This is a genomic window from Bradyrhizobium sp. B025, assembly GCF_042257955.1.
Taxonomy (GTDB): Bacteria; Pseudomonadota; Alphaproteobacteria; order Rhizobiales; family Xanthobacteraceae; genus Bradyrhizobium; species Bradyrhizobium diazoefficiens.
In genome coordinates this window covers 1,699,769-1,714,081 of the sequence record NZ_CP170150.1, presented here as the reverse complement: position 1 = coordinate 1,714,081, position 14,313 = coordinate 1,699,769, and the positions used below count along the sequence as shown (strand labels likewise).

General features: G+C 63.9%; 16 protein-coding genes. 8 read left to right on the top strand and 8 right to left on the bottom strand.

Features of this window, described 5'->3' with window-relative positions:
* The first annotated feature begins 1 nt into the window (after position 1).
* The 4 genes from ACE10W_RS07935 to ACE10W_RS07920 all read left to right on the top strand — a co-directional run bounded on the left by ACE10W_RS07935 (position 2) and on the right by ACE10W_RS07920 (position 2,738).
* Positions 2-970: a tripartite tricarboxylate transporter substrate binding protein gene (locus tag ACE10W_RS07935; RefSeq protein WP_161536205.1), complete on the top strand. Its 969-nt coding sequence runs from the start codon at positions 2-4 to the stop codon at positions 968-970.
* A gap of 37 nt (positions 971-1,007) precedes the next feature.
* Positions 1,008-1,547 (top strand): VOC family protein, encoded by a 540-nt coding sequence (locus ACE10W_RS07930; protein ID WP_271555355.1) that lies wholly within the window; start codon positions 1,008-1,010, stop codon positions 1,545-1,547.
* Positions 1,548-1,660: 113 nt separating this feature from the next.
* Entirely contained in the window at positions 1,661-1,873 is a 213-nt protein-coding gene (locus ACE10W_RS07925; RefSeq protein ID WP_304550941.1) for a hypothetical protein, read from the top strand.
* A gap of 52 nt (positions 1,874-1,925) precedes the next feature.
* A complete protein-coding gene (locus tag ACE10W_RS07920; protein ID WP_060910728.1) occupies positions 1,926-2,738 on the top strand; it encodes a class I SAM-dependent methyltransferase in 813 nt (270 codons plus the stop codon).
* Positions 2,739-2,773: 35 nt separating this feature from the next.
* Here ACE10W_RS07920 and ACE10W_RS07915 read toward each other — a convergent pair whose 3' ends face one another.
* From ACE10W_RS07915 to ACE10W_RS07905, 3 genes are all read right to left on the bottom strand, one after another.
* On the bottom strand, positions 2,774-4,336 hold the full coding sequence (locus ACE10W_RS07915) for a L,D-transpeptidase (RefSeq protein ID WP_304550937.1): 1,563 nt from the start codon (positions 4,334-4,336) through the stop codon (positions 2,774-2,776).
* Positions 4,337-4,763: 427 nt separating this feature from the next.
* Entirely contained in the window at positions 4,764-5,813 is a 1,050-nt protein-coding gene (locus ACE10W_RS07910; RefSeq protein ID WP_304550935.1) for a fatty acid desaturase, read from the bottom strand.
* A gap of 730 nt (positions 5,814-6,543) precedes the next feature.
* A complete protein-coding gene (locus ACE10W_RS07905) occupies positions 6,544-6,849 on the bottom strand; it encodes a GlsB/YeaQ/YmgE family stress response membrane protein (RefSeq protein WP_038966522.1) in 306 nt (101 codons plus the stop codon).
* Between the two features lie 278 nt (positions 6,850-7,127).
* Here ACE10W_RS07905 and ACE10W_RS07900 point away from each other — a divergent pair, with 278 nt between their 5' ends.
* The 3 genes from ACE10W_RS07900 to ACE10W_RS07890 all read left to right on the top strand — a co-directional run bounded on the left by ACE10W_RS07900 (position 7,128) and on the right by ACE10W_RS07890 (position 8,525).
* Positions 7,128-7,403, top strand: a complete 276-nt coding sequence (locus ACE10W_RS07900; RefSeq protein WP_011085033.1) for a hypothetical protein — start codon at positions 7,128-7,130, stop codon at positions 7,401-7,403.
* A gap of 159 nt (positions 7,404-7,562) precedes the next feature.
* Entirely contained in the window at positions 7,563-8,240 is a 678-nt protein-coding gene (locus ACE10W_RS07895; RefSeq protein ID WP_011085032.1) for a Crp/Fnr family transcriptional regulator, read from the top strand.
* 57 nt (positions 8,241-8,297) lie between these two features.
* Positions 8,298-8,525, top strand: a complete 228-nt coding sequence (locus ACE10W_RS07890; protein ID WP_028175197.1) for a hypothetical protein — start codon at positions 8,298-8,300, stop codon at positions 8,523-8,525.
* Positions 8,526-8,604: 79 nt separating this feature from the next.
* Here the strand turns inward: ACE10W_RS07890 and ACE10W_RS07885 are convergent, their stop codons facing one another.
* The 3 genes from ACE10W_RS07885 to ACE10W_RS07875 all read right to left on the bottom strand — a co-directional run bounded on the left by ACE10W_RS07885 (position 8,605) and on the right by ACE10W_RS07875 (position 11,007).
* Positions 8,605-8,943, bottom strand: a complete 339-nt coding sequence (locus ACE10W_RS07885; RefSeq protein ID WP_049832558.1) for a hypothetical protein — start codon at positions 8,941-8,943, stop codon at positions 8,605-8,607.
* 46 nt (positions 8,944-8,989) lie between these two features.
* On the bottom strand, positions 8,990-9,136 hold the full coding sequence (locus ACE10W_RS07880) for a hypothetical protein (RefSeq protein WP_156149857.1): 147 nt from the start codon (positions 9,134-9,136) through the stop codon (positions 8,990-8,992).
* 434 nt (positions 9,137-9,570) lie between these two features.
* Positions 9,571-11,007, bottom strand: a complete 1,437-nt coding sequence (locus ACE10W_RS07875; RefSeq protein WP_304550931.1) for a lipopolysaccharide biosynthesis protein — start codon at positions 11,005-11,007, stop codon at positions 9,571-9,573.
* Between the two features lie 385 nt (positions 11,008-11,392).
* On the opposite strand from ACE10W_RS07875, the gene ACE10W_RS07870 reads away from it, so the two are divergent.
* The gene (locus tag ACE10W_RS07870; RefSeq protein WP_304550929.1) at positions 11,393-12,460 is read left to right on the top strand and encodes an endo-1,4-beta-xylanase; all 1,068 of its coding nucleotides are present in this window, start codon (positions 11,393-11,395) and stop codon (positions 12,458-12,460) included.
* Between the two features lie 12 nt (positions 12,461-12,472).
* Here the strand turns inward: ACE10W_RS07870 and ACE10W_RS07865 are convergent, their stop codons facing one another.
* Complete coding sequence (locus tag ACE10W_RS07865) at positions 12,473-13,423, bottom strand: DUF6492 family protein (RefSeq protein ID WP_304550927.1); 951 nt, start codon at positions 13,421-13,423, stop codon at positions 12,473-12,475.
* Positions 13,424-13,518: 95 nt separating this feature from the next.
* On the bottom strand, positions 13,519-14,313 hold the full coding sequence (locus tag ACE10W_RS07860; protein WP_304550925.1) for a protein-L-isoaspartate O-methyltransferase: 795 nt from the start codon (positions 14,311-14,313) through the stop codon (positions 13,519-13,521).

Sequence of the window (14,313 nt, the reverse complement as noted above, 5' to 3'; positions counted from 1 at the left end):
CATGATGCTGCGCACCGTCACGCTTTCGTTTCTCGCATTGCTGTCGGCGGCGTTGCCCGTCCGGGCCGAGGATCCCGCCGCCTACCCCACCCACAAGATCAGGATGCTGCTTCCTTACGCGGCTGGCGGCGGCGGCGATGTGGTCGGCCGGTTGCTCGCGGACAGGATGGGCAAGACGCTCGGGCAGAGCATCTATATCGAGAACCACACGGGTGCGGCCGGTACGCTCGGCACGCAAATGGTCGCGGCGTCGCCGAACGACGGCTACACCATCACCGTCGGCGGCATGACCACGCATGTGCTGGCGCCCGCGATCTATCCAAAGCTGGCTTACGATCCGATCAAGGATTTCACGACGATCGGCCGCGTCGGCACCTCCTCGATCATGCTGGTGGCGACCAAGGACTTTGCCGCCAATGACATCAAGGGCCTGATTGCGCTCGCCAAGAAGGGCGAGCCGATCCAGTATGGCAGCTGGGGCGTCGGCTCGACCGGGCAATTCTGCGCGGAGATCTTGATGCAGCAGAGCGGCATCAAGATGGATCACGTGCCCTTCAACGGCATCGCGAAACTCGCCGGCGACCTGCTCGGCGGCCACATCTCGCTTGCGACACTCGACATGGCAACCGCGACGCCGCTGGTGAAGGACGGCTCGATCAAGGCGCTGGCCGCCTGCGGCGAGCGCTCGCCGAGCCTGCCCGACGTCGCGAGCTACAAGGAACAGGGCGTGGCGTTCGACCGCAGCCTGTCCTGGGCGATGTATGCGCCGGCGGGCCTTGCCGAGCCGGTCGCCAAGAAGCTCTCGGCGGCCCTGAAGGACGCGCTCGGCGATGCCGAGGTGAAGGAGAAGCTGCTGGCGCTCGGAATCACGCCGCAATTCGTCCCCGGCGAGGAGCAGCGCGACATCAACGCGCGCGACATCGCGGCCTGGAAGCAGGTTGCCAAGGACGCCGGCATCGAGGTCAAGTGAATCCAGGTCAAGCGAACAAGGCAAGAGGAGCGCGGGCATGAGCCGCATCTTCGGCGCGGTGCGCCAGAACGGATATGTGGTGCGGGACATCCACGCCGCGATGAAGCACTGGATCGAGGTGATGGGCGTCGGTCCCTGGTACTACATGGATCGCGTCAGGACCGACTGGTTCCGCCATCGCGGCCAGGACTCCGCCGTCGAGATGAGCATTGCGCTGGCCAATTCCGGCGACCTCCAGATCGAGCTGATCCAGCAGCGCAACGATGCGCCCTCGCTGTACAAGGAATTCCTCGACGCCGGCCACGAAGGACTCCAGCACATGTCGTACTGGAGCCACGACTATCAGGCGCTCTACGACAAGGCGCTCGCGCTCGGCTACAGGATCGGCCACGAGGGCCAGATCGGCGGCGACAAGGGACGCTTTGCCTATTTCGACACCCAGGCGCATCCGGGAACAGTGATCGAGATCTCCGACACCAGCGGCACCAAGGGGCCGTTCTTCGAGAAGGTCCGGCAGGCGGCGATGAACTGGGACGGATCGCGGCCGATCCGGGAGGTCGGCGGAGGTAAGTCCTAGGACCTGTCGCCGGCTTGCGGCAACAGGAGCGCCGGACGAAATCAAATAGAAATTGTATTGCGGCCGCGGTCGGATATTCTCGCCGACATTGCAATCCCGGCTCGGGGGCCGTGATGAAGTTCTTTTGTCTATTTCTTCTCAGCGCCCTGGCGCTCGCCTTGCAGCCGACCGGAGCATTGGCCGACCAGCGCATGGCGCTGGTGATGGGCAATTCGGCCTATCAACGCGCACCCAAGCTCGCGAATGCCACCAACGACGCGGACCTTCTCGAAGCGCGCAAGGCGATGCAGGAACCGGCGGGGTTCACATCGCTGCTCGCGCGGTAGATGGCGATCCATGGTAGCTTGATCCCGTGTCCGAACCTTCAGCGAGGCAAACATGTCCTCTACCGACAAGGTCTTCGCCGGCTCGATCCCGAAAATCTACGACGAGTATCTCGTCCCGCTGATCTTCGCCCACTACGCCGCCGACATCGCCAGGCGTGTCGCCGCGCTCTCCCCGTCAACGCTGCTGGAAACCGCCGCAGGCACCGGCGCCGTGACGCGGGCCGTGACGGCAGCGCTGCCTCCCGGCATCCGTTACGTCGCGACCGATCTCAACGAGCCGATGCTCGCGGTCGCGGCGCAGCGCCAGGCCGATGACGATCGCATTACCTGGCGCCCGGCGGATGCCATCGCGCTGCCGTTCGACGACGCCGCGTTTGACGTGGTCTGCTGCCAGTTCGGCGCCATGTTCTTTCCGGATCGCATCAAGGGTTACGCCGAGGCGAAGCGGGTCTTACGGCCGGAAGGCACGTTCGTGTTCAACGTCTGGGACCGCATCGAGGAGAACGTGTTCGCCGACGAGGCGACGGCCGTGCTCGGAAAGATCTTTCCCGACGATCCGCCGCGTTTCATGGCGCGGACGCCGCACGGCTATCACGACAAGGCCGTCATCAACGCCGATCTGGAGCAAGCGGGCTTCCGCCACATCTCAATCGAAACGCTTCCTGCCGTGAGCCGCGCGCCGACACCCGAATATGTGGCGTTCGCATACTGCCAGGGGACGCCGCTGCGAAACGAGATCGAGGCAAGGGACGCGAGCAAGCTTGAGGCTGCGACGGACGCCGTTGCCGAGGCGATCCGAATGCGCCATGGGCCCGGCCCCGTCGAAGCCAGGATTCAGGCCCTGGTGATCACGGCGCGGCCTTAGTCGAATGAGAGCTCGCTCCCCGACGGCTGCGCACCTTACCAGAAGCTCCGCGGCATCGGCTGCGTCGGCTGATAATACGGGTACTGGCCGCCGCGCTGCCGGCGCGGATTGACCGGTTGCGGGTTCGGATCGCGCTGGAAGAAGAAGCCGAAGCCGTTGCCACCATTGTCCCAGCTGTCGTCGCTCGCAATGTCCATCGGAGGCGCGGTCGGCTTGCGCGTGATGAAGCCGCCCTGGGGATGGTTGCTCAGCACCGCGACGAATTCGGTGCGGTAGTTGGTCTCGCTGCTCAGTGGCTCGTCCGAGATGATGATCGACGAACGCGGCAATGCGGTCGGCGCGATGCGATCCCAAACGTCCTGCGGAATGGTGATGCGATCGAGCGCGTCCTTGGCATCGTCGCCGTTTTCGATCGTGACCACGCTCCAGCGCAGGCCGGTATCGTTCTTCGCCATCGCCGTGAAGATATGCGTGCCGAGCGGCTGGTCGGGATTGCGGATCGTGACCGGGACCTCGATGCTGGTGTCGAACACCTCGCCGCCGCCATCCGGCGCCGGCTTGTGCGTGTTCCGCCGCACATAGAGCTTCTGCGTCGCGCGGCTGATGTAGACCGAGACCGGCTCGAGCGCGAGCTTTGCGTCGGTCGCAGCCTTCACGATCTCGGCCTTCTTGGTCGCAGCCGCCTTCGCGGCCTCCTTCGTGGCGGCGACGGCGTCGCGCTTCGGTTGCGCGGCCGCCTTGGCGGTGTCGAGCTGGCTCGCCGCATCGGCAGCCTTGGTGGCGGCCTTCTGCTTCAGCTCCTCGGCCTTGGCGCGGCCCTGATCGGTCTTTGCCGCCGCGAGCGACTTGTCGGCAAAAGCAAGCTCGGCATCGGCGCGGGCCTTCTGCTGTTCCAGCTTGCGCAGCGAGGCGGGAAGCGAGGCGGCCTCCTTCGCGGCGATCGCCGCGGCCTTCTTGGCCTCGTCGGCGGCCCGGGTCGCCTCCTCGGCTTCGGCGGAGAGCTTGTCGGCCCGGCTCGGCACCGCCGCAATGGCTTCGCGCTTCGGCACGAACAGCGAGGGATGGTTGAAATCGACCGGGGCCGCGTCGTTCGGCGAGATGATCACGCGCATGCCGATGTTGGTCTTGTCGAACAGCCCCTCCGCAAAGCCGAAGGGCATCCGCACGCAGCCATGCGAAGCGGCATAGCCCGGCAGCGGCCCGCCATGCAGCGCGATACCGTTCCAGGTGATGCGCTGCATGTTGGGCATCCAGGCATCGTCATACATGGTCGAGTGGTGGTCCTTGTCCTTCTCGACGACGGCGAAGACGCCGGCCGGCGTCTCGCGCCCGGTGGTGCCGGTGGACACCGGCGCACGCAGGATCCAGCCGTCGGCGTCGTAGAAGGTGACCTGCTGGCTCTTGATCGACACGATCGCCATGATCGGCTCGCCGGCCTCGCGCGGCGCCACCGCCTCGGCCGGCTGGCGCGCCTGCTTGGCCGCGGCCGCCGGGTTCACCACGGCAAGCACGGCCAACGCCGCAAGCGCGATCCTGCCGGGAGGGGCCCAACGCCGCATCGCCAGGGTGGATTGCGCCGTCGTCAGTCGGTTTTTCATGCCATGCCCCGGTCGAAATGCCAGTCCGCGCTCATGTCGATTAGGTCTCAGATTGCGATCTTTGGATTAAGAAATCGCAGCCGCCATACGTTCCGTCTGTGGCGATATTCGGCACGTTCCGGCGACAAATCTCTCATATACGACGGCTCGCGCGGGCGGAAGGGTGGCTCCCGGCCAAGGCTGGTCCGAGGCTGGCGGCGATCGCTGCGGCAGAATGTCCGCCTTGGAGGGGGCGGATCCGCCGGTTTTCCCCCCGTTGCGGTGGAGCGCCGCGGCGATCACGACCCGGATCACAACGGTGCGGCGCAAACCGGCCTATATTCTTTGAACCGGCAGGCTTTGGTTGAGAATGGTGGCTAAACGCCCGGCACCTTCCGGCCGAACCTCGGCAGTAAACACCACTGCGGGGCGCGCACCTTCACGACCCTCAGCGGCCTCGCCGCGAGGTGGCCGCCGGCGTCGGCGAGGCGGTTGAGGTCAAGGCTGCCTCTCCAAAGGAGACGAGCCGCAAGCGCTCCTCGTCCCACAAGGTCAGCCGCACGGTCCGCAAGCTCTGCAGCAGCGTAATCCGTCCGACGCCGGCGAGCTGCGGATGGTCCCGCAACACGTCCGGCAGGCGATAGCAGGGAATTCGACTGCACAAATGATGGATGTGGTGGACGCCGATATTCGCCGTGAACCATCGCAAGACACCCGGCAATTGGTAGTGCGAGCTGCCGTACAGCGCAGCGTCGTGAAAATTCCAGTTGTCGTCGTGGGACCAGTGGGTGTGCTCGAATTGGTGCTGGACGTAGAACAGCCAGACACCGATCGACGCCGCCAGAACGATGATCGGCAGGTGTACCAGCAGGAACGGCCCATAGCCGACCAGCCGGATCATCGCGCCGACGAGAACCGCGATCGCGACGTTCGTGCCCATTGTGCTCAGCCAGGGCTTCCAGCCACCGCGCATCAGCCCGACCGGCAAGCGATGCTTCAAGATGAACAAATACGAGGGACCGACGCCAAACATCACGAGGGGATGGCGATACAAACGGTACAGCATCCGACCCCATAGGGGCTGGTCGCGAAACTCGCGCACGGTCAACGTATCGATGTCGCCCGAGCCCCTGTGATCGAGATTGCCGGAGTTCGCATGGTGGCGTGCATGGTTATGTCGCCAGTAATCGTATGGCGTCAGTGTCATCACGCCGATGGCGCGGCCGACCCAATCGTTCGCAACGCGGCCGCGGAAGAACGAGCCATGTCCGCAATCGTGCTGGATCATGAAGAGACGGACCAGCAAACCCGCCGCGGGCACCTCGAGCAGCAGCGCAAACCAATAGCCGTGGTCAAGAGCGGCCCAGATCAGAACCCAGATGATGACGAGCGGCACCGCCGTGATCGCCAGCTCGAGGACACCGCGCGCACTGTCGGGCTCGCGGTAGCGGGCGAGCATCCGCGCCGTCGCGCGGATCTCCGGCGTTCTCTCAGTCATTTCTGGTCTGTTCCCGATGTCCGCCGAAGAAGTATCGTTATCGCCCACGGACGCCTCCGGCAGCAGTTCTGAGGTCCTGCCCCGCACGCACTCATATTGATCCGAGCCTGGATGTCCTGCTGAGCAATATTGCTCACGCCGGGAGCCGGCGTCCCGCCGAATTGGCCTGCCCCCCATGACACACCGCGACTGAGATGGGAAGGGACGCAGGTCGGAGATGTTCACCGACCGGCCGGCGATTTTCCGGCAATGTGAGCAATATTGAACTGAAGCTGACACGCGAGCGCGGCATGCTGGCCATGACGCAGCCGGCGAATCGGCTGTCATCGGCGGCGGCTTCGGGTACAGCGTACCCCGCCATATGGGCAGGAGCTTCATATGTCCGAGGTCTATGCTCGTCCAGAACCGACGCTGATTCCGATACCCCGGCCACTCTGCCCGGCCTGCCAGAGCCGCATGATGCTGATCCACGTCGGGGCAAGCTGCGACGGTCCCAATCTTCGAATCTTCGAATGTGCCAAATGCGGGAACGTCCACAAGATATCCATGGACGACCCGATGAGATCAGCCAAATAGCAGCTGAAGGGGAACGCTCAAGGAAGCGGCCCCAGCACGGGGGTGCGAACCGGGGCCGCCATTCATCGGGTATGATGAGTGGGCATCATATCCGGTCGCCATCACCAAGTAGTCCCGGCGACGTTCGTTCCAGGCAGACTCTCACGATGCCCGCCTACCAGCGTTTGCGCCAAACGCCGCCCCAGCTTCCGCCCCATCGGCTTCGTCCGCGGACGAGCCCGATGATCATGAGCAGCAAGACCGCGCCGACCGCGGCGTCGATGATCTGCGAGACGATCCCCGAACCGAGATGGATTCCCAGCTGCGGAAATAACCAGCTCGCGATGAAGGCGCCCGCTATTCCCACGACGAGATCGCCGACCAGGCCCAAGCCCGTACCCATGACGATCTGGCCCGCAAGCCAACCGGCCGCGATGCCCACAGCCAATATGACGAGAAGGCTTTCACCAGATATGTTCATTTTCACCTCACCAACGGACGACCAAGCAGTGTTCCGTCACCCGTCAGACTAGACCCGGGCAAGGGCGGATGATGTGCAAAACTGCTCAGATGCCGATCGTATGATCGGCGCGCGGCTCAGGATCAGTTGCGGACCATTCCTTCAAAGCTGAGCAATTTTGCTCTGCAGCAGAGCGAGCCAACCGATAGGCTCTCTGATGGCCGTCCCTCGACCGGCACGAAGAGGGGTCGACAAGTGGCGCGGCTGACGCCTCTGCAGTTCGTCCAGGAGATCTCACCTTGACTATCAGAACAACACGGACCACCGTTTCGTTCGCCAATCCCTTCGTCCTTCAGGGCCTGGAGGGCACTCAGCCCGCCGGTGAATATGTCGTCGTCACTGACGACGAGCAGATCGAAGGGTTGTCGAGGATCGCCTATCGGCGCGTGGCGACGCTGCTTCAGACGCCCGCGAGGTCTGCCCCCCAATTACTGATCCAGTTCTACTCGGTCAGCCAAACGGAGCTGGATGCCGCACTCATGAAGGACCGGCATCAGACGGTCGTACGGCATTGAGAGCGCAGGCGAGCCGTATGGCGAGCCGGCCGAGGCCGCCGCCACAATTGCCTGGCCGGGATCACCGGGGGGCCCGAAGGCGGACGCAAGATTTGCCTAACGCGCCCGGCCCCGGCCCTGCTAAACTGAAGCCCCCTCCATCAGGTTCTTGACGACGTTATGCTAAAAGCGGCGAAAAGCTCGTTCGATCCAAAACTCTTTCTCGCCAAGGTCGGCGAGGGCAAAGCCATACTGAAATTCGACAAGAACCAGGTCGTGTTCTCGCAGGGCGACGCCGCGGACACGGTTTTCTACATCCAGAAGGGCAGGATCAAGGTTCTCGTCGTCTCCGAGCAGGGCAAGGAAGCCGTGGTCGGAATCATGGAGCCCGGACAATTCTTCGGCGAAGGTTGCCTGAACGGCCATCCCTTGCGGATTTCGACAACGGTGGCGATGGAGCAATGCCTGGTCACGTCGATCGCGAAATCGGCTATGCTTGCGATACTCAAGGGCGAGCCAAAGTTCTCCGAGTTGTTCATGGAGTATCTGCTCAGTCGAAACAGCCGCATCGAAGAAGACCTGATCGACCAGTTGTTCAATTCGAGCGAGAAGCGGCTTGCGCGTCTTCTCCTGCTCCTGGCGAATTTTGGCAAGGATGGCGCCACGCAGCCCATCACGGCGCAGGTCAGTCAGGAGACGCTCGCAGAGATGATCGGGACGACCCGCTCACGCGTCAGCTTTTTCATGAACAAATTTCGCAAGCTCGGCTTTATCACCTACAACGGCAAGATCGAGGTTCACAGTTCCCTCCTGAACGCGGTCTTGTATGACAAGCCTGAGATCGTGAGGGACGACTGAGACAGTTGGGGGCAAGAACGCCTCGAGCCGCCTCCTGCAACGATATGAAGGTACCCCATGAAAAAGCCGACCGCGCACGTCGACGAGATCGCGCCGAGAATCATTCAAAGGGCTGACGTCGCACCGGCCGATGGCTTCACGCTTGTGGTCGATGGCCACTTCAAGACCCGTTACGACAGCGAAACTGCTGCCCGAGAAGCCGGCGCCGAGTTGCTCGGCAGATTCCCAATGCTGCAAATCCTGGTCTACGATGCTGCGACCGGGATGCGGTCGCCGCTGCAATAGATTTTCGGCGTGACCGGGCCCGCATCGGGTGTCGTTGCGGGCCTGTGCGAAGTGTTCGTGAAGCTCTCGGAATGCAGGATCATCCTTTCTTGGGACGATCGGACGGGGTGTCCGAGACCTGCCGGCGCAGACGTATTGCTTCCGCAAAGCTGTCAGATGGCTGCCTTTGCGGAGCGGGACGGTTCTCGGGCTCGTCAGGCTCCGGTGCTCGCAGGACGGAGAGCAGCGCTTCGCTGTCGCGGTCCAGACGCTTGTCAGCACCCGACGCGTCGAGCGTATGGCCGACCAACTCGCCCGAGAGACGATAGATATTGTTCCCCCGGAGATCGTAGACTTTCTTGCCGGTGAGGTCGAAGATCGATGTGCCGTTCAGAACCCCGGCGCGGATTCCCCTGTTGTTGAATATGTATCCGCTCACCACACATCTCCCATCGACGGCCCTTTGGCGGTACGCCGGCGACCGCCTATCGGGTCGCAACCCGGCCTTTCGCCTCCTCCTCGGCCAGACGTATCATGAGCCATTGCCGCCGGACGTCGTCTTTGGCCAGATCGATCTGCCGTCTGAGGATTTTGAGGTTTTCGAGGTGGATGAAGTCTTCCAGGTCCTCCATTCGGGGGCACCCGCTCAGGTCGGTGGCCTCAAATCGTGACTGGCGAGCCAGAGGGCCGCGGCCGATCTCATCGGATGGGTTTCGACTGCGGCAGCACGAATGTGATGGCAGGCGCACGCGAACGTTCCGATGTCAAAGGCGGATGAGCCGGGGATCCTCACCAAGCTCATGGGTTCGCCGCACCTGGGACAGCGCGGCCGCCGGTCTGATGCAAGTGACGAACCGAATGAGTGGGAATGTTGCAAATGCATGCGATGCACCCTCGAGATCAGGCGGGAGCGTTACAGCACTCTCAGTCACCGATAGATGCCGATAAGGGGCGGTGATACAGCCAGCATGAGCCGCCGGGGCCGAAGTTACTGGTCAATATTGCTCGCTAGAGCAAAGTTCCCGCCGCCTGGAGCCCGGCCCGGTTGCCTCGGCAGACACCGCGGCTAGACGCCCAGCGCCTTCCGATTGAAGGTTCGCAGAACACGCAGCGACAGCGTTCGCACGTTCGCGACATTGAGAAGCCACGCCGCGGCGGCGTAAGCGAAACCGCCCGCAAGGCTCACGATGACCAGCGCGACGAGCCCGGTGCCGTCGACCTGCGACCGCGCGACGAGGATCGCAGCCGCCATGGCTGCGGCGGAGGCGGCAACGCCGGCGAGACGATTGACGTCGAACGGCACGGGATGGGCACGGTGCATCAGGACGAGTGCGACGACGAAGCCGATCGCCTCGGTCGCAAGCGTCGCCAGCGCCGCGCCGTTGAGGCCGTAGCCTGCGACCAGTGCGAACATCAGCGCGACGCTCACCACGAGCGTGAGGAAGGACTGCGCCGCCAGCATGAACGGCCGCTCGGCGAGCTGAAAGCTGATCTGGACGTAGAACTGATTGGCGATGCCGAAGAAGCGGGCGAGCACCAGGGTCGGCAGCAGCGCCGACACGCCGGCGCGGAAGTCGACGCCGACCAGCGTGCCTGCGACCTGGTCCGCCGCGAGCGCCAGCCAGATCGCGACGGGCGCGACGACGACGAGCAGCAGCTCGAGACTTTCGGTCAACCGCTCGCGCGTGGTCTCATTGTTCTTCTCCGACAGCGATCGGAACACGAGCGGCACGGTCGCCGCGGCGACGCTGGAGGCGATCATCACCATGAACTGGCGCGGCAGATCGGCGGCGACGCCAAAGATGCCGGCGGCGTCCTTGCCGAGGAGATAAGCGACGATCAGGCGGTCGCAGGTCGAGTACAGCGCGACCGAGAGACCGGCCAGCGTCAGCGGCAGGCCGTAGCGCGCCAGCTGCATGAACTGGCTGCGCTGGAAAGGCGCGATCCTGGTGCGGTCGCCGACGAGATTGAGGATGATGCCGGTCAGCGAGCCCAGCCCGAACGCCGCGAGCAGGCCCATGCCGCCCCAGCCGAGCCAGATCCCGAGCAGGCCGAAGCCCACGCTCGATACGCTGCGCACGATCGAGATCGCCGCGAACCGGTAAGGGCGCAATTTGGCGCGCTCGAACTCCTGGCCGACATCGACCGCATTGGCCATGATCGCGACGAACATGCTGGCGAGCAGCAGCTCGACGCTGACGTCGCTGCGGAACAGGAAGACCAGCGGGGTCGTGGCACAGAGCACCGCGGCCGTGAGCCCAAAGGCGACCATCGCCGTGGCGCGAAAATCCACCTCCGCCGACATCGCCTGATAGCGGGACACCGACAGCTTGATCCAGGCGAAGAAGATCGCACCCAGAATGCCGGCAAGGCTGATGCCGACGACATAGACGCCGTACTCTGCGGGCGTCAGCAGCCGCGTGTAGGCGGTGACCGCGAAGAAGCCCACCGCCGCAGGCAGGATATAGGCGACCAGGTAGATGGAGAAATGGCGGTTCAGCATGCGGGCACGGGACCGGAAGCGGTCATGCGAGTTTTGCGGCCGTTGATCAGTTGGACCTTGGGGTGACGATCGGACTGCGCCGCAGCATCCCCGAAGAGTGTCACATAAGTCTGCAGATCGGGCCGCGAATGGAGCAGCACGGCGGATTTCGCGCGTTAGCGTTAAATTTGCCCTTTCCTCGAACCGGAGCCACAGATCACTGATAAGAGACCATCATTCAGGCGCCTTAAGACGCTTTCCAGCGCGTGAACGCGCTGGAACAGCGATGCAGCGGCCCATGGGTTGACGCACCTGACATCCGGCAAAGGTTAACCCAACACGACGAAACCCCGGCATTGCACGGCGCAGCTTGGTACGATGGCGCATTGGTTCCCGAGGGAATGCCGTGGCCAGGCTCGACAGACGCGAATTCCTTCTCGGCACGGCCGCAACGCTTGCGGCGGGCGGATCCGCGTCAGCCTTGCCGGCGTCGAAACTTGCCCAGCGCCGTCCGGGATTTGGTGCAGCGGCAACGCTCTGGGACCTGCAGGCCGATCCGCGGCTTGGCGAAGCCATCAGCACCTATTGCACGCAGGTCGTGCCGGTGCTCGAGCTGAAATGGCCCATGCTGCGCCCGGACGCGCACACGTTTGCCTTCGAGCGCGCCGACGCGATCCTGGATTTCGCGCGGGCGAACGATCTGACGATGCGCGGGCATGCGCTGGCCTGGTATCACGACATTCCAGACTGGACCAAGCAGATCAAGGACGCCAAAGGCGTCGAGCGTGCGTATCTCGACCACATCGGCGCCGTCGTCTCCTACTACAGGGACAAGCTGACGTCGTGGGACGTCGTCAACGAGCCGATCCCGGACAATCCCCGCAGTCCGAAAGACCGGCGCGACACGTTCTGGACGCAGCATCTCGGTAACAACTGGATCCCGCTCGCCTTCCGCACGGCGGCCGCGGCCGATCCCTTCGTCAAGCTCGCGATCAACGAATACGACATCGAGTCGGCCAAGGACTCCTTCATCGCCAAGCGCGCTGCCTACCGCAACCTGATCATGGAGCTGCTCGACCAAGGTGTCCCGCTCCACGCCGTGGGATTGCAATCGCATCTGCATGCCGAGCTCGAGATCGACACGCATGGGCTCGCCGAATTCGTCACCGAGCTGCGCTCGTGGGGGCTGGAAGTTCTCGTCACCGAGCTCGACGTGGACGATCAGAAGCTGACGGGCAACCCGGCCGAGCGCGACGCCATCGTCGCCAAGCGTGTCGATGATCTCCTGACCGCGATCTCGACCAGCGGCCCGGTGCGCTCGATCCTGACCTGGGGCCTCTCGGATCGCTACAGCTGGATCAACGGCACCTTCGCCCGCGCGGACAAGCAGCCGAACCGTCCCCTGCCGCTCGACGGCGAATTCAGGCCGAAGCCGTTCATGGACGTCATCAGCAGGTTCACGAAGGAGGTTTGAGGGCAGCTTGTTCTAGCGCGTCTTCGGCGTCTCGAACTCGGCTTCGTCTCCCATATGATCGGGAGACAGGCTCGGTCCGCGACGGTCGCGCGAGCTGAGACGGAACACGTCGCGGATGTCGTCGATCGAGGTCGACGAATAGGACTGGATGCAGAGCGCGACCTGCTCGGGCGAGGCGGCGCGCATCATCGCCTCGATGGCCGGGCGGTCGAGACCCGTGTCATCCCAATGCGAGACCGCGATGCTGTCTTCCGTCACCCGATGTGCTGCCAGATGCTCCGGCGAATTGGCGACGAAGTGGCCGTAGAGCAGGTACTCGGAAAACTTCTTCTTCCGGCACAGTGCGAGAGCCCAGCCGAGGCCAGTCGCCGACTTGATGGCGTCGGTCATCGCGCGCGCGGTATCCTTGTCCCAGACCAGCGCGTTGCCGACATAGTCGTCCGCTGGAAACGAGCGCTCCTTGATACCGAGAAGCTGATCGACGGTGCGGAGCCACAGCACATGTAACGGGTGGTCGGCGTCGATCCCTTTGCGCGTGACAAACAGCGGCGTCTTCTCACCGCCGGCATATTGGCCGACATCGAATTCGCGGAAGAACAGATTGTCTGAATCCAGAATGCAGACGCGCTGCTCGGGCGCATTGAGGACGCCGGCGATCTTCAGCATCTGCTGGATGTGCCAGCCGTGCACGGGTGACGACAGCAGCGACAGCCAGACGCGTCGTTTGCTGACGAACTGGAGCGCCGGCGGCAGCGCCCAGAGCCATTTCGGCAGGTACCGCGAGGCCGGAACGATGACGCGCTTGTCGGAAGCGAACCGCTCGAACAGCGGCACGTCCTCATCGTTAACGAGAACATAATGCCGCGTATATCCCGTCAGCCAGGTGTCGATGCTCTCGCTGAGCAGCGAAAAGCGTTCGATATCCTTGGCATAGCTGGCAGTCAGCAGTGCAACGGAATGCATGGAGCGTGCTCGAATGGCCATCAAGCCACAGTCATAACCGCACCGGGGGGCGCTGGATACTCACATTCGCAATCAAGGTAAAATGAAACGAAGCATCAGCCATCCGACGGCAGTCCCTGCTCGATGCCGCGAAACCGCAGCGGCGCCAGCGCGGAGGCGCGCTGCCACCAGTCGGCGACGCGGTCGTCGAGCGCGGTCGTGCCGCGACCCTGGCCGGGAAAGATCCGGATCTGCTGGACCGGCTCGGCCTCGAACCCCCTGCCCTTGCGCGTGATCCTGATGACGGCACCTTCGCGGTCCCGCTGGGTCAGCGGCACCAGAAGGCGGCCGCGCGGGCGGAGCGACTGGAGCCAGAGCGGATGCGGATGCGAGAAGCCGGCATGCACGATGATGACGTCGGCGGGCGCGCCGATGTCCTCACACCCGTCGCCGTGGACGACCTCGACATTGCGATAGGCGCGAAGATAGTTCGCGGCACGGGCTGCAAGCCGCTCGTCGCATTCGATCGCACGCACGCTGCCCTTCGGACCGACGATCTTCGACAGCACCGCCGAGAAATAGCCAAGCCCGCAGCCGATCTGGACCACGCGGTCCTTGTCCCCGACGTCGAGCAAATCGATGAAATGCGCCCACAGACTCGGCAGGCCGGAGTCGAGCTTGCGGCGCGCGTCGATCGCGACCAGCACATTGTCGTAGAGATGAACGGGATCGGCGTCGGGTGTCAGTCGATAGCTCCGCGCCGCCTCGCTCTTGATGCGCCAGGGCCCTCTCGCCAGAAAATCCTCGCGCGGCACGGCGGCGAGCGCTTCGAGCAGGCGCTTTGAGGAAATCCGCTCGCGCTTTGCGATTCTTTCCACGTAGCGCGCACGCGCGGCGGTGAGATCGCTCAT